Raw genomic sequence first — 20,196 nt, 5'->3', positions numbered from 1 at the left:
GTCAGGCCGAGGAGGAGGAGCGGCGGCGAGAGCGACGGCGCTCCTCGCCGACCTCCCCGCGGGTGGCGGCGTGCGCCTCGTCCGTCGCGGTCGGCACCTCACCGCCGGGCGTGACGTCGAGCTGCAGGTCGTCGGGCGCGTCCTCGGGGTTCCGCGAGGTGTCGCGGGACTCGGCGCTGTGCACCGGAGATGCACCTGGCGTCCGGGAATCAACGAACGTCGTCTCCTGCTCGGCTGCGGACCGGGCCGATCGGGACTGCGCGCGCTTGCGGGCCCTCTTGGCCTTCCGCTTCGACTGACGGTTCTCGCCGTAGCCGTATCCATACGCATCCGCACGCTTTTCCGGCGCACCGAGAAGGATGACCCCGCTCACCGGCACCTGGAAGCGACCCACGAGCTCGGCGACGCGGTTGCCCGCAAGCTCGGTGAGCCGGCCGCTGCGCACCACGAGGAGGAGCGTGTCGACCATCGGGAGGATGTCGAAGACGTCGCTCGCCTCGAGGAGGGGCGCGGTGTCGATGAGGACGACGTCGGCCATGCCGCGGACCTCCTCCAACAGCGAGCCCAACCGACTCGCCAGCGATGCCGGGTGGGCGAGGCTCGTCCCGGCGGTGATGATGCGGACGCCGGGTACGCTCGTCGGTCTCACGACCGACCCAAGTGAGGCGTCGTCGCTGGGATCACTGAGAAAGTCGGAGATGCCCGCTCCCTGAGGAACGTCGAAGACATTGTGGGCGTCGGGAGAGCGAAGATCTGCGTCGAGGACGAGGACGCGCTGGCCGGTCTCGGCGAAACTGGCCGCGAGGTTGGCAACGGACGTGGTCTTGCCCTCCGCAGCGTGAGCGGAAGTGACGAGAATGAGCCGGGCACCCTTGGCTGCCGGACGCGCTCCCGCAGCGGAACGTCGCGGCGTGTAGTCGCCCGGCATGATCTGCCCCGTTGTGTGAACCAGGGCCGTCCGCGCTGCACGGTAGCCGTCGCTGTAGTTGCTCAGTGGGTCCTCCGCAACGGCGATGGCTCCTTGGTGCCGCTCAGAACGCCTGAGTCGTGGGATCTCGGCAATGATCGGCATCCGCAGGGCCCCGTGGATCTCCTGACGGGTGCGCAACCTCGAGTCGAGCCGGTCGAGCAGCAGGGCGAGCGCAAGCCCTGCGAGCAGGCCGAGGACCGTGGCGATCGCGGTGCGCGGGCCACGACCGGGCGGGACGACGAAGCCACCGTCGCTGTTGGCCACCGGCACGGGTGAGGCGGCCTGCAGAATCGACACGGCCACGTTCTCCGCCCCGGGGCGGGAGCGCTCACGGAAGAACTTCACCGTCTCCGTCGCGAACGCGTTGGCGACGGCTGCCGCTCGGGATCCGTCGGAGGCAGTTGCCGAGACGGTGATGGCGGCTGCGACGACGTCCGGAGTGACTGTCAGCCCTCGGGCCAAGAGGGCAGGGTCGCCGTCGTACCCGACCGCAGCAGCTGCCCGCCGCGGGATCTCACCTGTGGTCATGTAGAGGGGGATGCGACCCATGTTGGGATTGGGGTTCTCAGGGTCGGTCGACCCCACGAGAATCGTTGCCGTCGCGGCATAGGAGCCCACCTTCTTCGTGGTGTCAGCGCTCGCCGGAGTGACGAACCACGTGACGGCGCCAGCGACCAGCGCACAGACGAGGATGACCATCCACCGGTGCCTGAAGACCTTGATGTAGTCCTGAAGGGTCACTGCGTCACTCCCTGTCTGCGCCCGTCGACACCCCCGCGTCACCGTGTGCACACGCGCGCCAGCAGGACGGCCGGTGCCCGAGTTTAGCCGCGGGACCTGAGTTGTACGTGGGCTTTGCGCGAACCCGCCACACCCGCGCCCGGCACTTGTCAAGATGGGTGCGGCTGACCACTCGATCCGGACGAAGGGGGTGCATCGGTCGTGCGCATCGCCCATCTCACGACGGTCGACATGAGCCTGGCGCTCCTCCTGCCGACCGAGCTCGAGGTCGACCTCGAGGCCGGCCACGAGGTGTTCGGCATCAGCGCGCCCGGTCGGTACGTCCCGCGCGTCACGGCGCTCGGTGTCACCCACGTGCCGCTGCCGGAGCTCACCCGCGCCTGGGACCTCGGGCGGGACGCCCGGGCCTTCCGCCGGCTCGTCCGCACCCTGCGCTCCCTCGACCTCGACGTGCTGCACACCCACAACCCGAAGACCGGGGTGATGGGTCGCATCGCAGGACGCCTGGCCGGCATACCCGTCGTCGTCAACACGTGCCACGGTCTCTGGGCCGGTCCGGAGGACCGCCTGCGCAAGCGAGCCCTCGTCTACGGGGCCGAGGCGCTCGCCATCCGCTTCTCCGACTACGAACTCTTCCAGAACGCTGCGGACCGCGACACGATGCGCCGCTTCCTGCGCCGCGGCCGCCACGAGGTGGTGGGCAACGGGGTCGACCTGGCACGGTTCACCTTTGACGCGGAGGCGCGCCGCCGCGTGCGGTCGGAGCTCGGCGTGGGTGACGACGAGCTGCTCGTGGGGACGATCGGACGCCGGGTGCGAGAGAAGGGCCTGGCCGAGTTCGCGGCGACGGCTGCGGCGCTCGGCAACCGGGCGCATTTCGTGTGGGTTGGACCGGGTGACGTCACGGATGCGAACACCGTTGTGCCACACCGGGACTCGGTGACCTTCGTCGGTGAGCGCACCGACATGCCGGCGATCTACTCCGCCCTCGACGTCTTCGTCCTCGCGTCGCACCGCGAAGGCTTCTCACGAGCGTCCATGGAGGCAGCCGCCTGCGGCGTCGCCATGGTCCTCACCGACATCCGTGGCTGCCGCGAGATCGGCACCTCGGAGGAGCACCTGCTCCTGTCGCCTCCCGGTGATGTCGACGCGATGACGTATGCCGTGCAGCGCCTCCTCGACGACGCTCCGCTGCGCGAGCGGCTGGGTCGCGCAGCGGCGGAACGGGCGCGCGGGCACTTCGACCAGCGGGCGGTGGCTCGCCGCTCCCTGGAACGCTACGCCTGGGCAATGGGCTCACGTCGGCGACCGCGAAGGGGCGGCACATCGACCATGGCGCGGCTTCGGCGACATACTGGTGAGGTGGCACGACTGCCTGCCTCGGGCGCACGAGGGCCCGCGACGCAGGACCGACACCGATGACGAGGATCGTGACCCGCACCCCGGCGGCCGGCGGGTGGTCGGGTCTCTGGCGCCTCGGCGCCGGTCATCGCGGTCGGATCGCCCTGCTCGCCATAGCCTCGTTCGGTGCGGCCATGGTCGAGGCGGCGTTCCTCGTCCTCGTGACAGGCCTTCTCCTCGCTCTGGCCAGCGGGCGTGACGTCATCGGCCCCGTGGCCGGCCGCGAGGTCCCCATCGACCTGGCACTGTGGGGCGCCGCGGTCGGGCTGATCCTTCGCCTGCTCCTCAACGTGTTGTCGGTGCGGCAATCGGCGGCCCTGAGCGCGATCGTTCGTACGAACCTTCGACGTCGGCTGGCGCACGCCTATCTGGGTGCCGCGTGGAAGGTGCACCAACGTGAGCCCTCCGGCCGCCTGCAGGAGCTGCTCACCTCCTTCATCGCCCGGGTGCTTGCCGCGGTCGCCGCGGCGATCCAAGGGCTGTCTGCGGCGCTCAGCCTGCTTGCCTTCCTCGGTGCTGGCCTGGTCATCCAGCCGCTGGCCACAGTGGCGGTCCTCGTCTTCCTCGGAGTGCTCGCTGCGCTCCTGGGCCCACTGCGCAACGCCATCCGTCGAGCGGCGCACCGCTCGGGTACCGCCGATCTGGAGTTCGCGACATCCGTGGCGGAGCTGGGCAGCCTCGGCCGTGAGATGCAGGTGTTCGGTGCACGCGGAGCCTTCCTACGCCGCGTCGACGCCCTCACCGACGTCGCCACCGAGGAACAGCGGCGCGTCCAGGTTCTCTACGGGTCGCTCTCCCCCACATACACGTTCTTCGCCTACGGTGCGGTTCTCGTCGCGATCGGCGGGCTGAGCATCATCGATGCTCGTGACCTCACGACTGTCGGGGCAGTGACACTGCTCATGCTTCGATCCCTCACCTACGGCCAGCAGATGGTCTCCGTGCACGGGACCGTGGTCTCCGCACTCCCGGCCCTCGAGGAGGTCGAGGTCACGGCCCGCCGATACGAGTCAACGCCTGCATCCGGCGGCAGCCTCCGCCCCGAGACGGTGCTGCCGCTGGTCGTCGACTCGGCCGGGTTCTCCTACGACGGGCAACGCGCGACTTTGGAGGGGGTCGACCTCACCCTCGAACAGGGCGAGATCCTGGGCATCATCGGGCCGTCGGGCGCCGGCAAGTCGACGATTGCCCAGCTCCTGCTGGGACTGCGCGAACCCGACGTGGGTGTGCTCACCGCGGGCGGGCGCGACCTCGTTGACCTCGACCGTGACTGGTGGACCCGACAGGTCTCGTTCGTCCCCCAGGACCCAGCCCTGTTCACGGGCACGGTGGCCGACAACATTCGCTTCTTCCGCGACGACATCGACGACGAGTCCATGCGCCGAGCAGCGGCGCAGGCCAACGTCCTCAGGGACATCACCTTCCTCCCGGACGGCTTCGACACCGACCTCGGTGAGCGCGGCAGCGCACTGTCCGGCGGCCAGCGTCAGCGCCTCTCGATTGCACGCGCGCTGGCCGGGTCACCATCACTGATCGTCCTCGACGAGCCGACCTCGGCCCTCGACGGCCACAGCGAGCAGCTCATCCGCAACACCATCGTCGGGCTGCGCGGACAGGTGACGGTCGTCGTCATCGCCCACCGCATGTCCACCATCGACATGTGCGACCGGATCATGGTCGTGGAAGGTGGCCGGGTCACCGCGCTCGACACTCCGGACGCCCTCCGCGCGACGAGTGCCTTCTATCGACAGGCGCTGGCCACCGCAGGGCTGGGCAAGGCCGACCTCGGCGACCTCGGTCATACGGGTCAGGTCGGTACTGCCGTGCGCCGAACCACGTAGACGAAGGTCTCACCCACGAACGCCCCATGACGCAACCCGCGCGAGGATGGTCGCGGCGCAGAACCCCCGATCCGCACGGGGACCTCCGTGCCACGGGTGCGGTAGCCCATCTGCATCCAGGCCGTGCCGCGCAGTCGGCGTCGCAGCCGACGCGCAAGCTCCATCGGTCGACGCGAGGGCGCCTCCGGTCGAGTCGTCATCGCCTCGCGCAGCACCAGACCGTGACGTTCGGCCAGCTCCGCGATGCCGCTTGGGAAGGCAAACAGGATGTGGTCGACGTTCTCCCAGCAGTCCCCGCGCTGTCCGGCCGCCACGCGGTGCGGCGCCCACGGGTTGGGCGTGGTGATGATGAGCTCGCCGTCCGGGGCCAACAGGTCGCACGCGGCGGTGAAGAGCATGTCGAGGGAGGGGACGTGTTCGATGAGCTCACCCGCGACGATGACGTCAAACGGGTCGGCGTTGGCCAGCGGACCCGGGCCCCGGGTCAGGTCGTGTGCGATGACGTCGTAGCCGGCCTTGCGCATCTGGGCGACACCTTCGGGGAGCACGTCGACCCCCACGCACGACGACGCGGCGACAGCAACCCTGCTGTGCAGCCACTGCGGGGACTTCATTCGCTCGACGTCATGGGCGACGCAACCGATGTCGAGGACACGTCGACCTGCACAGCGAGCGACAACGAACTCGCTGCGGTCGGGGATCGGCTCTCGCCAGGCGGCTCGCAGGGTCCGGGCACGCCAGACGAGGGCCCGCGGGTCATTGGGGTCTTCAGCCACTTCGGACCAGCGCCGAGGCACGGCCTCCGCTTCGGCCAAAGCCTGCGAGAAACTCTTGAACACAACGTTCTTCATGATCCTCCGGACGTCCGCACACCCCTCACATACGATCTGATGCGTGTCACAGACTACGGGGGGCGGAGCCATCTGGGCGGTGGTCGTCACTTTTGCCCGCCCCCGGGTCCTCGACTCGATGCTCGGTGCACTCGGCCGCCAGACCCGTCGTCCCGACCACGTCCTCGTGGTGGACAACGGGTCGGACCCGGAGGTGGCGCGCGTGGCAGCGGCTCAGGGAGCGGAGTACGTCGACAGCGGAGACAACATCGGTCCCGCAGGAGGCAATGCGCTCGGACTGTCCGTCCTTCTCCCCCGGGCAGCGGACGACGACTGGATCCTCTTCGTGGACGACGACGACGAACCGGTGGATGACACCCTCCTGCATCGCCTCGAGTCCTTCGGCCGCGAGGTGTCCTACTCGGATCCGCTCGTCGCCGGGGTGGGCATTGCAGGGAGCACCTACCGTCGCCAGCTGGGCGTCTTCAGGCGGTTCGAGGACGACGAGCTGTGCGAAACCGTCGACCTGGACGTCATCTTCGGGGGATCCCTGCCCATGTACAGCGCTGGGGTCCTCCGGCGGGTCGGCGGCTTCGACGCCAGGCTCTTTTGGGGCTTCGAGGAGGCTGAGCTGGGCCTGCGACTTCGAGGTCTCGGCTACCGGCTGTGCGCGCCCGGCCCCCTGTTCCTCCATGCGCGTCAGGTGGCGGGGACCGCGGGGCTGGCCTCGCGGACACTGCGGACGCCCACCGACAAGGCCGCGTGGCGCCGCTACTACTCGGTTCGCAACTCGACGGTGCTGGCGCGACGCTACGGCGGGCCGCTGGCGTCCACGGTGGCGGGCGTGGGAGGTGCTGCGAAGGGTGCGCTCACCCTGGCCCGCTCTCACCGTCCCCTTGGCGAGATCATCCTCCCTGCCCGCGGCGCCGTCGATGCCTACCGGGGCCGCTTGGGTCGTCGCGTCGACCCCGGCACCAACGACAAGGTCTCCGCATGACGCACCCCGATGACCTCGTGACCGTCGTCATCCCTGCCCACGACGTGGCCGACTACCTCGACGACTGCCTCGAGTCCGTGGTCGCCCAGACCCATGAGCACCTCGAGGTCATTCTCGTCGACGACGGTTCGACGGACGCGACCGGCTCTCTGTGTGATGCCTGGGCGGCGCGAGAGCCACGTATTCGTGTCATCCACCAGGAGAACCACGGGCCAGGTCATGCCCGCAACGTCGGAATCGCGCTGGCCACCGGCACACTCGTCACCTTCCTCGACTCGGACGACTGGTGGGATCGCACGTTCGTGGCGACCTTGGTCCGGGCGATCCACGACCACCCCGGCGCGGGCACGGCGATGTGCTCCTTCGAGCGCGTGCCCGGATCGGCCTACGACGCGGGTGCCACGACGACGACCGTCCTCACCCCGCAGGAGGCAGTCAGCGCGTTCGCGGGTCGGCACCACTCGCTCTACGTCATTCCCTGCGCCAAGCTGTTCCGTCGCGAGATCCTCTCGCCCGACATCTTCCCGGTGGGGATCGTGGCCGAGGATGCCTATGTGACGCACCGCCTCCTCATGGCGGCGCCCGTCGTCCTCGTGCCAGAACCCCTGTACCTGTACCGCCAACGGCCCAACTCGATCATGTCGCGGCCGTTCACGGTCGCCCAGCAGCTCGACGAGATCGGAGGCAGCGAACAACAGGTTCGCGACTTCACGCAGGCCGGTCTCCTGCGAGCGGCGGGCTGGTCCGCCGACCAGGCCTTCCGCAAGCGCGCACGGCTGATCGCGGCTCTGAGGTCCACGGGCCAGGCCGGCACCGCGGAGCAGTACGCAGCGCTCGCCCTGCAGTCCCGATCCACGAAAGGACTGCCGCGTCGGGCCTCGTTCCGCGCGCTGTCGGCTCTCGCCGGCGTCAGCCCCAGGCTCGCCGTCGCGACCTTCTCGACCTTCACGTCGTGGGCGGCGACGCAGCCCCGGCCCGTGCCCGGGTCGCGCAAGCGCATCGCGCTGACGTTCGACGACGGTCCGGCGGCCGCGACGCCGGACCTCGTGCGGTACCTCGTAAAGCAGTCGGCCGGCGCGACCTTCTTCCTCCGTGGAGACAGGAGCGAGTCCGAGCCCGACACGGTCCGGCTTCTCCACGGCACCGCGGGCATGGAGATCGGCACCCACTCGCACACGCATCCCGACCTTCACCGGGTTGATGCCGGGGGCATCCGTGACGAGCTCCGACGCAGTGCTGCGGCGATCGAGTCCATCACCGGCACTCGTCCCGTCCTCTTCCGGCCGCCCATGGGACACCGCAGCAGAATGATCGACGCGATCGCCGGCGAGCTGGGTCACCCCGTGATCCTTTGGTCAGTGAACTCCATGGACTTCAAGGCCCCGGGTGCGGCGGCTGCCCAGGTCCTGGCGAACGCCCACGACGGGGACATCGTTCTGCTCCACGACACGTCCACGGCAACCCTCGCCACGACCACCACCATCGTCCCAGCCCTGCACAGAAGGGGATTCGAGCTGGTGACGGTGAGCGCCCTGCTGGGCGACCTGTCACCGGGGAGGGTCTACCGGGGCGCCACCACCCCCCGCGTTCGCTTTCGGCGGTGGCGCCACTTGCAGCGCCTGCGGGTTGCTCGACGCGTGTCCAGGCCACGCCGATGAGTGTGTCCTCTTCAGGGTCTCGTGCACTCGCCGCACGTGTGGGTCGCCGCGCTGCGACCGCTGCACGGTCGGCCTACTACGGAACCGGGTACCGCGTGCGATACCCGGGAAAGAAGTCCGTCGAGGATCGCCTCCACCGGTGGGAGACGGCGACCGGGCGCGGAGACGTCCCGTTGTCCCAGACGATGTGGGACGAGCAGTACGGCCGGGGTCGCTGGTCCTTCCTGTCGGGCATCGAGGAGATGGCCCACTACGCCGTGATCGTCGGCTACGCGACCTTCCTCAAGCCAGACTCGTCCGTTCTCGATGTCGGGTGCGGCGCGGGCGTTCTCCACGAGCGCTTCTCGGTCGTGGGCTACCGGCGCTACACGGGGGTGGACATCTCGCAGGTCGCCGTCGAGTCGCTGCAGGACACGGCCCCACCGCACGCGAGCTTCCATGCCTTCGACGCCGCGACGTTCACACCCGAGGGACGCTACGACGTCATCGTGTTCAACGAGTCCATCACCTACTTCGCCGACCCGCTCGCAGTGTTCGCCCGCTACCAGCAGTTCCTATCCCCGGGAGGGATCGTCATCGTGTCGTGCCACGTCCAGTCGCCACGTGCGCGTGCCATCCTGCGACGGCTCGAGCGCGAGAACGCCGTCATCGACGCCACAGACATCACCCAGGGCAGGACCTCCTGGCGATGCGTGGCCTTCGGTGATCAGGCGCGCTGAGTCGAGGCTCGGGTCCGGGTCACCCCGAGCGACGGCGTAGGTTGGGCGCCACCGTGGACTTCAGCCGCGCGGCCCACCGGAATCCCCTCACGAAGGCCGCGGGTGACACGATCGAGACCAGGGCGGCTGCGCGATAGGCCACGGAGACGTCAGCCGACGTCAGCACGACACGGATGTGCCTGGCCATGAAGCGCCGATACGCGCCGTCATAGCCGGGTGCGCGGACCACCCCTGCCCGCCCCTGCCCCTCGAGGATGCGCAGGGCGAACATCACGTATCCCGCCGTGACCTCACCCGCGCGCGCGTGGGCCGACCACTGGGCGAACGCGATGTTCGATGACAGAATCTCGAACATCGATGGACGCAGTACCTGCCGATGTCCGTCCATGAGGCTGCCGGCTCGCTGACGGTAGCCGTAGTTCGCGGCATCGCTCGTCGCGACGACCGACGCGGCTGCGAACAGCCGGGGCAGGATCTGCAGGTCCTCGAAGTCGGCGCGTGGCTCGAACCGGACGACGTCGAACACGTGGCGCGCGATGAGCTTGCCGCACGAGGCGAACCCGACTCCTGTGCGCACGATGTCGACGAGCGCATCCTCTGCAGGCACCCGGCGCATGGCGCGGGACGGGGAGAAGTGGGGGCGCTGGTCATCGTCGAAGGCAACCAGGTTCGCCAGCACCAGGTCTGCGCCTGTCGACCGGGCCACCTCCATGAGCTCGGCGACGTAGTCGGGAGCAACGAGATCGTCTGCGTCGACGAACGTCACGAAGTCTCCCGTGGCGAGGCGCAGTCCGGAGTTGCGGGCCACGGACAGACCTTCGTTCGGTTGATGGATCACCCGCACCCGGGCGTCGCGCAGTGCCCAGGCGTCGCACAGCCGTGGACTGCCATCCGTCGAGCCGTCGTCGACGAGGATGATGTCGAGCGCATGGTGCGACTGCTCGACCACGCTTCGTACGCACTCGTCGAGGTACGCCTCAGCCTGGAACACCGGGATGATGACCGACACGACGGGGGCCATCCCGGTCTCAGCCATCGAAGGACTCCACGATCTCGGTAAGGCGGGCTCGGAACGTCCGCCCGTCGATCACTCCCAGGTCCCGGCGGGAAGGAGGGCAGGCCTCGCCGAGGAGCTGCTTCCAGTCGATCCCACCGTCGTCGCCGACCGTCAGAACTCCTGGTTGGCGCCAAGCCGCCTCGTCACTGAACAGCCCGATCCGTCGGGTCGCGACCGCCGGCGAGTAGCGCAGGGCGTCCGCAGCGCTCCAGCCGAACCCCTCCGTCAAGGAGAAGGAGACATACGCGGCGCAGCGTTCGTAGAGGTGGCGCAGTTGCGCGGGGTTCGCATCCGTCACGTGGACGATCCGTGGATGCTCAAGCAGGCTCGCGGGGATCTCGAACTTCACGGTCGCCTCGCTGTGGCACCACACGAGCGGCAGTGGTGCCGTGGCCAGCACTGCGGCTAGGTCCTGCATCCCCTTGATCGGGTCGTAGGGGTTGAACACCGTCAGCAGGAACGCGTCGGGAAGGGCGACCGCAGGCGGCTCAGCCTCGCGAGCGAGGTCGAACACGGGTGGCGCCAGGAGCACCGCACGTGTGCTGGTCGGTACGAGCGACTCGTTGTCCGGTGCTTGCATCGCCACCGCGTCGAAGCGGTCGGCGATGTGCTCCGGCACCTGATTGCCCGACGGGATCAACAGGCGCACACTCGCCCGAGCCGCGGGAGCGACGAACGCTCCCGACAGGAACTGCAGATAGAGGTCGTAGCGCGGGTGAACGAGTCTGCGTGCCGGGTTGACCACACGCTGGAGAATTCTTCCCTTGATCCCCTGCTCGTGCCCGGCCCCCCACCAGTGCGGGGAGTCCACCAGTGCCACCCGCGCCGAAGTGGCCCTGGACCACTCCCCATCGAGGCGGTGCCGGACGACCACATCCACCTCGTCCTGTTGCAGGCTGCGCAGGATCGAGTACAACGCACGTTCAGCCCCGCCAGCTCCCCCCATCCAGCCGGCGCTGATCAGCACTCGCATGGTTTTTCGAGCCCTCCGTGGGTCTGATCCGAGCGGTCCGCCCAGTCCTGCGCCTGGGCAGCACCGGCACCGCCAATCATGCGCTGGTCTCTTTCCCCTTGCCTGTCCAATCGACAATCTGCGCCAAGCGCTGCTGCATCGCTCCCCCGGACCGGGACGAAGAGCGGACCCTACGGCAGTCACCCGCAGCCGGAGGCACGACCGCGGCTACCGCGCTCTCTCACGTGGGCCACGAGAGCCTCGACCACCCGCAGGTCCGTTCCTGCGTCGAACTTGCGGGCGAACATCCGATCGGACGACACCAGCTCGGACAGGTGCTCGTATCGCCACGTGAGGGGGCTCCCGTCTCCCCCTCCTCGCGCGAAGTCGACCAGTCGCACATTGCTGCGGTAGGGGTTGACGTGGTCGAAGACCCTGTCCCGGAACGCAGAGTTCCAGACTACCGTCTGCAGGTAGAACTCCGTAGGGATGAACGCTCGCCCCAGGACGCGGCGGATCAAGGGCTCCTGGCTGATCACGTGATGGGCCAGGTCACCCGTGATGGACGCCCAGTCACTGCCGTACTTCACCTGGACGTCCTGCTGCGAAGCCCAGTCGCGGCCCGCGGCGCTCTGGATGCGCACCCAGGCGTTGCGATAACGCAGATAGGCGGCCCGAACCACGGGGTTCGGTGCGCGGTAGAAGCGATTGAGTGGATACCGGAGGGCGACCCAGGTCCGGCCGAAGGTCGACAGCTCGTTGAATGCGACGAACTCACGACCCTGATGCATCATGAAGAACGCATGCATCTCGTCGTTCGACTTCAGGGGCAGGTCCGAGTCGGACAACAGATGCACATAGGCATACGGCCCGTTGGCGTCAGCACGCCGCATCATCCTCAGCATGCTGGTGATCTGCGAGTAGTCCCCCCAATAGACGCTCATTCTCGGCATGATGACCAGTCGCGAGCGCCGGCAGACCTGCTGGAGTCGGTCCGGGTCGAAGCCCTTCGCCCGCTTGTTCACATGGACGTAGAGATCGTTGCGCTCGTCGTCGAGCAACGAGATGAGCCGCTGGAGGACCACGTGGTTCTCGTGACCAGCGACGAGGAACGCGTGTCGGTCCGAGCCACGCTCACCGGCGGTCATCGTCATCCCTGACGAGCTCCGGGGCGATCGTCACGTACACCCACCCACCGTACGCCAGCCACGCACCCCCCATGGCGAGTTAGCGGCATGCACGGCGACCCGCGGCACCCCGCTCTCCGCCGCTCATTCCCCACCCCGGACGACTGGGGGCGGTACGTTGGCGCGTGGCGGCCCGGGCCTGGGAGAAGGCGCGGTCGATGGGCACAGGGAGGAGACGTCATGTCGATGCGTCCGGTCGGAGTGACCCGGCGAGTTCGCGAGCGGGCCCGCGCGATCCGGGCCGGTCGAGCGCTGGGGCTCGTCAACGCCTTGTCCCCGCTCGTGCGCCTCTATGGCGGGACCGACAAGCTGAGTCATGGCTACACGGAGCACTACGAGCGCCATGTGGGACCGCGCAGACTCGAGCGCCTGGTGGTCTTCGAGATCGGCGTCGGAGGCTACTCGAGCCTGACACCGGGGGGCTCGCTCGCCGTGTGGCGCGACTACTTCCTTCGTTCCCGGATCGTCGGTCTGGACATCGAGGACAAGACGGTCCGCCTGGGCGGTCGCGTCGCCTTCGAACGTGTGGACCAGAGCAACCCCGAGCAGCTGGCAGAGGTCGTCACCACCCACGGAGTTCCCGACATCGTGATCGATGACGGCTCGCACGTGGGTTCGCACATTCGAGCCTCCTTCGACTACCTGTGGCCGCTCATGCACAGCAGGGGCATCTATGTCATCGAAGATCTCTCCACCAGCTACTACCCGACCTACGAGGGTGCCGACCCACCTCCCGCAAGCTCGGCCATGGGTCTCCTGACCGGGCTGATGGACAGCGTCCAGGCCCTGGACACCACCTTCGAGAGGTACCCCCAGTGGGGCCGGCGTTCAGCGCCGCAGTACCCGGACGTGTGGTCCCTTCACGTTCACCCCGGGATCGCCTTCGTGGTCAAGGCCTGATCCTGACGCCCCGACACTTGGTGCCAACTGGAGTAAGAACCCAACGAGTGCCCGACGGGGCGGTCAGCTCGAGAGCCATGCCCCCGGCACATCCTTGACGACGAGGCCCTCGGGAAGGTCGCGCGTCACGACCTTCGCGCCGCATACCGGCGACGGTGCGCCGGAGGATGCGGAGGTCGAGGGCGAGGCTGCGCAGGTCGACGTACTCGACATCGCGGACCAGCCGCTCCTCCCAGCACCGCGCGTTCCGACCGGATACCTGAGCGAGCTCCCTCTGCCTCGGTCACGTCCGGGGCTCAGAGGCAGATATGCTGGCTCGGCGGGTTGAGGGCGGTCACAGCCGAAGGTCCGAGTCGCTCTTGTCGAGGGCGTACTTGAGGTCGTAGAGCACGTGCGCCCCCGGCTTCCCGAAGGTGCGCATCCGCTCGGCTCCCATCTCGACGAACTCGTTGTGCCGCACCGCCAGGACCACCGCCGAGTAGGCCCCGGGCTCCGGGTGCTCCACGAGGTCGATCCCGTAGTGCCGGTGGGCTTCCTCGGGCCGCGCCCACGGGTCGTGGACGTCGACGTGCATGTCGTAGTCCGCGAGCTCGGCGAGGATGTCGACGACGTGCGAGTTGCGCAGGTCGGGGGTGTTCTCCTTGAAGGTGAGCCCCAGCATGAGCACCCGCGCCCCGCGGACGGGGATGCCCTCCTTCGTCATCCGCTTGACGAGCTGCGAGGCGACGTAGGAACCCATCGAGTCGTTGAGCCGCCGGCCCGCGAGGATGATCTCGGGGTGGTAGCCCACGGCCTGCGCCTTGTGGGTGAGGTAGTAGGGGTCCACACCGATGCAGTGGCCGCCGACGAGACCCGGTCGGAATCCGAGGAAGTTCCACTTCGAGCCGGCTGCCTGGAGCACTTCCTCGGTGTCGATGTCGAGTCGGTTGAAGAGGATGGCGAGCTCGTTGATGAGGGCGATGTTGACGTCGCGCTGGGTGTTCTCGATGACCTTGGCGGCCTCTGCGACGCGGATCGACGAGGCCCGGTGCGTGCCCGCGGTGATGATCGAGCCGTAGAGGGCGTCGACGAAGTCCGCAGCCTCCGGTGTCGAGCCCGAGGTCACCTTGACGATGGTCGGGAGGCGGTGCTCCTTGTCGCCGGGGTTGATGCGCTCCGGGCTGTAGCCGACGAAGAAGTCATCGTTGAGCAGCAGCCCGGAGAGGTCCTCGAGGACTGGCACGCATCGCTCCTCGGTCGCGCCCGGGTAGACGGTCGACTCGTAGATGACGGTGTCACCCGGCTTGAGCACCTTGGCGATCGTCTCGGTCGCGGACAGCACGGGAGTGAGGTCAGGCTGCTTCGCCGCGTCGATCGGGGTCGGTGTCGTGACGATGTAGACGTTGCAGTCGGCGATGTCGTCCGGGTCATCGGTGAAGTGCAGCCCGTGCGACGCCGCGAGGTCGGCGTCGTCGACCTCGAGCGTGTGGTCCGTGCCGGTCGCGAGCTCCTTGACGCGCGTGCTGTTGATGTCGAAGCCGACGACGTCCATCGTCCGCCCGAACTCGACGGCGAGCGGGAGCCCGACGTAGCCCAGACCGACGACAGCGAGCCGGACACCACCCGGCATCACCGGGAACGTCGGGGTGCTGGCGGGCGCGTGCGGGGTCATCGCATTCCCTTTCCGGCTGCGGTGCCGTGACTGGGCAGGACCGGGACGATCCCACTGAAGTCGAGGTGGAGGTCGCGGTCGTCGCCCCGACCGGGCAGGCATGTCCCGAGGTCCTTCGGCGCGAGCCTGGGCACCTCGACCTGGGTGATGAGCTCATGGGCGGTGTCCCGCCCGCGCTCGGCACGGCTGAGCAGCACCTCGTGGAGCTTCTCGCCCTCGCGGAGGCCGCTGAACGTGATGTCGACGTCCTTGCCCGACTCCTCGATGAGGCGGCGGGCGACGTCGACGATGCGCACCGGCTCCCCCATGTCGAGCACGAGCACGTCACCCGGGTGGCCGATCGCGGCCGCCTGGAGCACGAGCTCACAGGCCTCGGGGATCGTCATGAAGAAGCGGGTCACCTCGGGGTCGGTCACGGTGACCGGGCCGCCCCGGTCGATCTGGGCACGAAACGTGTCGAGAACCGAGCCGCGCGAACCGAGGACGTTGCCGAAGCGCACCGAGAGGTAGCGCATGCCGGTCTGGCCGGCATACCAGGCGGTGAGGCGCTCCGCGAGACGCTTCGTCTGTCCGAGGACGCTCGTCGCGTCCGCAGCCTTGTCGGTCGAGATGTTGACGAAGTGCTGGACCCCGTTGGTGGCGGCGCACTCGAGGACGTTGCGCGTGCCGAGCACGTTGGTCTTCCAGCCCTCGTCGGGGAAGCGCTCGAGCATCGGCAGGTGCTTGAGCGCGGCCGCGTGGAAGACCACCTCGGGTGCGAGCCGGTTGAAGACGGCACACACCGCCTCGCGGTCGCGGATGTCGCACAGGACGGTGTCCTCGGTGTCGAGAAGCCCGTCTCCGTCGAGCGAGAGCTTGGTCGCGTGGAGGGCGGACTCGTCACGGTCGAGCAGGAGCAGCTTGGCCGGCTGCAGCGCCTGGACCTGACGGGCCAGTTCGGAGCCGATGGAGCCCCCGGCGCCCGTGACGAGGACGACCTTGCCGGTGACCCGGTCGGCGATCTCGGTGAGGTCGGTCTCGACCTGCCGGCGACCCAGGAGGTCGGCAACGTTGAAGGCCCGCAGGTGATCGAGCTCGATCCGCCCCGCGATCATCTCGCGCACCGGCGGGACGACGACGAGCTCGAGACCGGCCTCGGTGCACCGATCGGACACGTCCTGGATGAGCTGGGGCGACGCCTCGGTGATGGCGAGCACGACGGCCTCGGCGCCCTTGGCACGGGCGACGGCGACGAGGTCCGCTCCCAGCCCGAGCACGCGGTAGCCGCGCACCCGCAAGAACCGGAGCGACGGGTCGTCGTCGACGAAGCCGACGATCGTGTAGGGCGGGTCATCGGAGGAGTCGACGAGACCGGCGAGCTGATGGCCCGCGTCGCCGGCGCCGTAGACGAGGGCGGGCACGCCCGGAACCTCCGGCAGCCGGCTGCCCTTGCGACGGTCGCTCCCCCGCGCGACCCGAAGGACCCAGCGGCCCGAGGCCATGATGAGGAACGCGAGCATGGGCATGATGAAGGCGATGCCGCGAGAGAAGAGCGGCGCGGCGATGTAGAACGCCGCACCGAGGACGACACTGATCGCCACCACGAGCCTGCCCAGCGACGTCACCTCGTCGAAGCTCCCCACCTTGCTGCGACCGAGGTAGAGGTGCGTGACGAAGCCGCCGACGACCTGGAGCGCCACGGCAGCGGCGACATAGGTCATCGCGATGACCCACATGCGCTCGCTCAGCGTGAGCTCGTGCCGCACGAGAAGGAACCCCCCGAGCGCCAGCACCCACGCCATGGCGTCCCAGCCGATCATGACTGTTCGCCGAGCGAGTATTTGCGATCTCGACATACCTGCACCCCTGAAGACCTGCCGTCAGGACCTGACGACGGAATCGACGCTAGGGGCGGCGAAATCGGCGCGAACGACAAACCGGCGGAAGTGAACACAAGAGGTCACCCGTCCGGCCGACCGGACTAGCGCCGGGCTAGTCCGGGGTGATCAGAAGGTCCTGCGGGTCGCCACACCAGCCACGACAGTCGCACCGACCGCCATGCCACGCAGACGGGCTGCTGCAACTGGACCAGTCCGCGGACCCCTCAGGGGGTCCGCATCGAGGAGCACGAGGTCACCCGTGCTACCCACGGCCACGGTGGTCGCTCCGTCGACGCTGCCGGCGAGAGCCTGCTCCACCGTGATCGTCTCGGCGGCATTCCACTCGCCCCGCTCGTCGGCGGTGCGGTGGACGGCGGCAGCCATGGCCTCCCACGGGTCCAGCGGGGCGACGGGCGCGTCCGAGCCGAGGGCGAGCCGGACGCCGGCGTCGAGCATCGACCGCAGCGGGAAGCACCGGTCGGCGCGGTCAGGCCAGCACTGCAGCGTCACGTCGCGGTCGTCGAGCAGGTGCGCGGGCTGGACGCTCGCGACGACACCGAGGCGTCCCATCCGTGCGACGTCCTCGGTGGCGACGAGCTGGGCGTGCTCGATGGAGCCACGGGCGCCGGTGCGCTCGAAGGAGTCCAGGGCCACGCCCACCGCCGCGTCGCCGATGGCGTGGACGGCGACATCGAGCCCGTGGGCAGTCGCCTCCGCGAGCAGTTCGGCGAGCTCCTCGGGCGAGTTGTTGGGTCGCCCGTGCGGGTGCTCGAGCACATCCGGGCCGACGTAGGGGTCGTGACAGAAGGCCGTGCGCGTGTTGAGCGAGCCGTCGCTGATGATCTTGAGCGGACCCATCGTCACGAGCCCGGCCTCGTCGAGGACGTCCCCCGAGCGGCGGCCGGCCGCGATCGTCGCGGCCAGCCCGACGGCATACGTCGCGGTCCGCACGCGCAGGACGCCGAGCCCGGAGTCCGAGCGCTGCGCCCACTCGGTCGCGTTGTCGGCCCACTCCATCTCTCGCACGCCGACGACGCCGCGGCGCACCGCCGCGTCGAGGACCTTGGCGTATGCCGTCCGCTTCCCCTCCGGGGTCTGGGTCACCTCGTCGAGCCGGGCGAAGACCGGGAACCACTCGTTCTCCTCGACGACACCCTCACGACTCGGCAGGCCGAGGAGGCGCAGCGCCGCCGAGTTCAGCCAGCCGTGGTGGGCGTCGCCGCTGATGAGGACCACGGGCAGGTCACCACTCACGGCGTCGAGCTCGGCGACCGTGGGCTGGCGCTCCCAGCCTGCGGTCCGGTGACCGAACCCCTGCAGGACCGTGTCGCGGGATCCCCCCGAACGTGCACCCACCTCGGCAGCGACGAGCCGGACCGCCTCGTCAGGGCTGGTCGTCGACGAGAGGTCGAGCCGGGTGGAGTTCGCGGCCCACTGGCCCAGGTGCACGTGCTGGTCCCACAGGCCGGGGATGAGCCACCTGCCGTCGGCGTCGAGCACGTCGTCGGCCGCGTCGGCGGGCAGGTTCGGGGCGAGCTCGGTGACCCGGCCACCGGTGACGCGCAGGTCCACCGTGCCGGCGGGCGCAGGAACCCCGCCGACGGGAACGAGGCGGGCCTTGCGGATCAACAGCGAGCTCACCCCGCGATCCTAGGAGCAGGGTGCAGCACCCAGTACGGTCAGCCCATGTCGACACCCGTCCCCGAGGCACGCCAGCAGCGGCTGCGTCGGTTGAACCTTGTGGCAGCCGCGCTGCACACCGTCCAGGCCGTGGCGGTGGTCGTGCTCGCGACCGACTTCGCCCTCCCCGTCACGGCGAGCTACCTCGCCGGCCCGCCCGGCACAGCACCCCAAGAGCCGACCGTCCTGTTCGACCTGTCCACCGGGCCGGCGGTGGCGGGGTTCCTCGCACTGTCGGCGGTGGCGCACCTCCTCGTGTCCACGGTGTGGTTCCGCGGCTACGTGAGCGACCTGTCCCGGGGCATCAACCGGGCCCGGTGGGTGGAGTACGCGATGTCCTCCTCGCTCATGATGGTCGTCATCGCCCAGCTCGTGGGCATCGCCGACGTCACGGCGCTGCTCGCGATCGTCGGGGTCAACGCGTCGATGATCCTCTTCGGGTGGCTGCAGGAGAAGTACGAGCAGCCCGCTGGTGGCGGCTGGCTGCCGTTCTGGTTCGGGTGCATCGCCGGTGCGGTGCCGTGGGTCGCGGTCGTCGTGTACACGGTTGCACCACAGTCTCCTTCGGAGGTCAGCCCTCCCGGCTTCGTCTACGCCATCATCGTGTCGCTGTTCCTCTTCTTCAACGTCTTCGCCGTCAACCAGTGGCTTCAGTACCGCGGTCGAGGTCGCTGGCGCGACTACCTGTTCGGCGAGACCGTCTACATCGTGCTGAGCCTCGTTGCAAAGTCACTGCTCGCCTGGCAGGTCTTCGGCGGCACACTCGCGGGATAGGTCACACTCGGGACACCTCGGTGGGGACCAACCGCGGGGTTACCGTGGAGTACCGAACCCCGCTCCTTCGAGGAAGCCGTCGCCATGGTCCGCATGACCCCGCGCACCGTCCGCCTGCACGGTCACGACCTCTCGTTCGTCGACAGCGGCTCGGGACCGGCCCTGCTCTTCATCCACGGCATCCTCGGCTCGCGCCGCCAGTGGTCCCGCCTGGTCGACCAGCTCGATGACGACCACCGCGTGCTCGTCCCTGACCTCTTCGGTCACGGCGACTCCGCCAAACCACTGGGCGACTACTCCCTCAGCGCACACGCGGCAACCCTGCGCGACCTGCTCGACCACCTCGGGATCGACCGGGTGACCCTCGTGGGCCACTCGCTCGGTGGCGGGATCGCGATGCAGTTCTTCTACCTCTTCCCGGGGCGGGTGGACCGGCTGGTCCTCATCGCCACCGGTGGCCTAGGTCGCGAGGTCAACCTCGTCCTGAGGTCGGCGACCCTGCCCGGCGCCGAGCAGGTGCTCAGTGTCGTCGCCTCCGCGCCGGTCCTGTCCAAGGTGCAGGCCTTGGGCCAGCTCGCGACAAAGGTCGGATGGCACCCGGGATCCGACATCAGTGCGGTCTGGCGGGGGTTCACCTCACTCGCCGACGCCGAGAGCCGGCGCGCCTTCCTCGCCACGACCCGGTCGGTCATCGACATCGGCGGACAGAGCATCAGTGCGCACGACCGCCTCGAGGACGCCCCGCCAGTCCCCATCCTCCTCGTCTGGGGGTCCAAGGACCGGATGATTCCCGCGTGGCACGCGATCAGCGCCCAAAGCTCGGTCCCCCACTGTCGGGTCGAGCTGTTCGAGGGAGCGGGCCACTTCCCGCACCTCGACGACCCTGACCGGTTCACGAGGGTGCTTCGGGACTTCGTCGCCAGCGGGTCCGTCGAGGAGCAGGCGGAACCTCCGCCCGATGTGGCGTTGGGCTGACGGG

Annotated in this window: 16 protein-coding genes; 8 read left to right on the top strand and 8 right to left on the bottom strand. The window is 69.0% G+C overall.

From position 1 onward, the window contains the following. Nucleotide 1: 1 nt before the first annotated feature. Entirely contained in the window at nucleotides 2-1,711 is a 1,710-nt protein-coding gene (locus N798_RS15280) for a CpsD/CapB family tyrosine-protein kinase (protein WP_084100827.1), read from the bottom strand. A gap of 201 nt (nucleotides 1,712-1,912) precedes the next feature. On the opposite strand from N798_RS15280, the gene N798_RS15275 reads away from it, so the two are divergent. Continuing rightward, entirely contained in the window at nucleotides 1,913-3,133 is a 1,221-nt protein-coding gene (locus N798_RS15275) for a glycosyltransferase (protein WP_229708302.1), read from the top strand. Beyond that, nucleotides 3,130-4,953: an ABC transporter ATP-binding protein gene (locus tag N798_RS15270; protein ID WP_084100824.1), complete on the top strand. Its 1,824-nt coding sequence runs from the start codon at nucleotides 3,130-3,132 to the stop codon at nucleotides 4,951-4,953. Before N798_RS15275 ends, N798_RS15270 begins: the two co-directional genes overlap by 4 nt. On the opposite strand, the gene N798_RS17595 is transcribed toward N798_RS15270, so the two are convergent. Next, nucleotides 4,920-5,804 carry a class I SAM-dependent methyltransferase gene (locus N798_RS17595; protein ID WP_229708435.1) on the bottom strand — a complete coding sequence of 295 codons (885 nt, stop codon included), beginning with the start codon at nucleotides 5,802-5,804 and terminating at the stop codon, nucleotides 4,920-4,922. The two genes, N798_RS15270 and N798_RS17595, sit on opposite strands and share 34 nt — an antisense overlap. A 43-nt stretch (nucleotides 5,805-5,847) precedes the next feature. On the opposite strand from N798_RS17595, the gene N798_RS17590 reads away from it, so the two are divergent. The 3 genes from N798_RS17590 (at nucleotide 5,848) to N798_RS15250 (ending at nucleotide 9,157) form a co-directional block, all read left to right on the top strand. After that, nucleotides 5,848-6,780, top strand: a complete 933-nt coding sequence (locus N798_RS17590) for a glycosyltransferase family 2 protein (protein WP_052117433.1) — start codon at nucleotides 5,848-5,850, stop codon at nucleotides 6,778-6,780. Next, the gene (locus N798_RS17585; protein ID WP_052117432.1) at nucleotides 6,777-8,438 is read left to right on the top strand and encodes a glycosyltransferase; all 1,662 of its coding nucleotides are present in this window, start codon (nucleotides 6,777-6,779) and stop codon (nucleotides 8,436-8,438) included. Before N798_RS17590 ends, N798_RS17585 begins: the two co-directional genes overlap by 4 nt. Before the next feature lie 95 nt (nucleotides 8,439-8,533). Beyond that, complete coding sequence (locus N798_RS15250; RefSeq protein ID WP_188450347.1) at nucleotides 8,534-9,157, top strand: class I SAM-dependent methyltransferase; 624 nt, start codon at nucleotides 8,534-8,536, stop codon at nucleotides 9,155-9,157. Nucleotides 9,158-9,176: 19 nt separating this feature from the next. Here N798_RS15250 and N798_RS17580 read toward each other — a convergent pair whose 3' ends face one another. The 3 genes from N798_RS17580 to N798_RS15235 form a co-directional block, all read right to left on the bottom strand. Further along, nucleotides 9,177-10,193 (bottom strand): glycosyltransferase family 2 protein, encoded by a 1,017-nt coding sequence (locus N798_RS17580; RefSeq protein ID WP_052117430.1) that lies wholly within the window; start codon nucleotides 10,191-10,193, stop codon nucleotides 9,177-9,179. Beyond that, nucleotides 10,186-11,181 carry a hypothetical protein gene (locus tag N798_RS15240; RefSeq protein ID WP_035950090.1) on the bottom strand — a complete coding sequence of 332 codons (996 nt, stop codon included), beginning with the start codon at nucleotides 11,179-11,181 and terminating at the stop codon, nucleotides 10,186-10,188. Before N798_RS15240 ends, N798_RS17580 begins: the two co-directional genes overlap by 8 nt. 185 nt (nucleotides 11,182-11,366) lie before the next feature. Continuing rightward, on the bottom strand, nucleotides 11,367-12,320 hold the full coding sequence (locus N798_RS15235) for a beta-1,6-N-acetylglucosaminyltransferase (RefSeq protein WP_035950088.1): 954 nt from the start codon (nucleotides 12,318-12,320) through the stop codon (nucleotides 11,367-11,369). A 405-nt stretch (nucleotides 12,321-12,725) separates the two neighbouring features. Here N798_RS15235 and N798_RS15230 point away from each other — a divergent pair, with 405 nt between their 5' ends. Next, nucleotides 12,726-13,253 (top strand): hypothetical protein, encoded by a 528-nt coding sequence (locus N798_RS15230; protein ID WP_188450348.1) that lies wholly within the window; start codon nucleotides 12,726-12,728, stop codon nucleotides 13,251-13,253. 334 nt (nucleotides 13,254-13,587) lie between these two features. On the opposite strand, the gene tviB is transcribed toward N798_RS15230, so the two are convergent. The 3 genes from tviB to N798_RS15215 all read right to left on the bottom strand — a co-directional run bounded on the left by tviB (nucleotide 13,588) and on the right by N798_RS15215 (nucleotide 18,404). Then, nucleotides 13,588-14,904 carry a Vi polysaccharide biosynthesis UDP-N-acetylglucosamine C-6 dehydrogenase TviB gene (gene tviB, locus N798_RS15225; RefSeq protein WP_084100811.1) on the bottom strand — a complete coding sequence of 439 codons (1,317 nt, stop codon included), beginning with the start codon at nucleotides 14,902-14,904 and terminating at the stop codon, nucleotides 13,588-13,590. Beyond that, on the bottom strand, nucleotides 14,901-16,703 hold the full coding sequence (locus N798_RS15220; RefSeq protein ID WP_229708303.1) for a polysaccharide biosynthesis protein: 1,803 nt from the start codon (nucleotides 16,701-16,703) through the stop codon (nucleotides 14,901-14,903). Before N798_RS15220 ends, tviB begins: the two co-directional genes overlap by 4 nt. A 186-nt stretch (nucleotides 16,704-16,889) precedes the next feature. After that, on the bottom strand, nucleotides 16,890-18,404 hold the full coding sequence (locus N798_RS15215) for an amidohydrolase (protein ID WP_035950086.1): 1,515 nt from the start codon (nucleotides 18,402-18,404) through the stop codon (nucleotides 16,890-16,892). A gap of 45 nt (nucleotides 18,405-18,449) precedes the next feature. Here N798_RS15215 and heR point away from each other — a divergent pair, with 45 nt between their 5' ends. Together heR and N798_RS15205 are read left to right on the top strand one after the other, a co-directional pair. After that, entirely contained in the window at nucleotides 18,450-19,217 is a 768-nt protein-coding gene (heR, locus tag N798_RS15210) for a heliorhodopsin HeR (protein ID WP_035950083.1), read from the top strand. 93 nt (nucleotides 19,218-19,310) lie between these two features. Then, the gene (locus N798_RS15205) at nucleotides 19,311-20,192 is read left to right on the top strand and encodes an alpha/beta fold hydrolase (RefSeq protein WP_052117445.1); all 882 of its coding nucleotides are present in this window, start codon (nucleotides 19,311-19,313) and stop codon (nucleotides 20,190-20,192) included. Nucleotides 20,193-20,196: the final 4 nt, after the last annotated feature.

The sequence above is a fragment of the Knoellia flava TL1 genome, assembly GCF_000768675.1.
Lineage (GTDB): Bacteria > Actinomycetota > Actinomycetes > Actinomycetales > Dermatophilaceae > Knoellia > Knoellia flava.
This window is presented reverse-complemented; position numbering and strand designations above follow the sequence as displayed.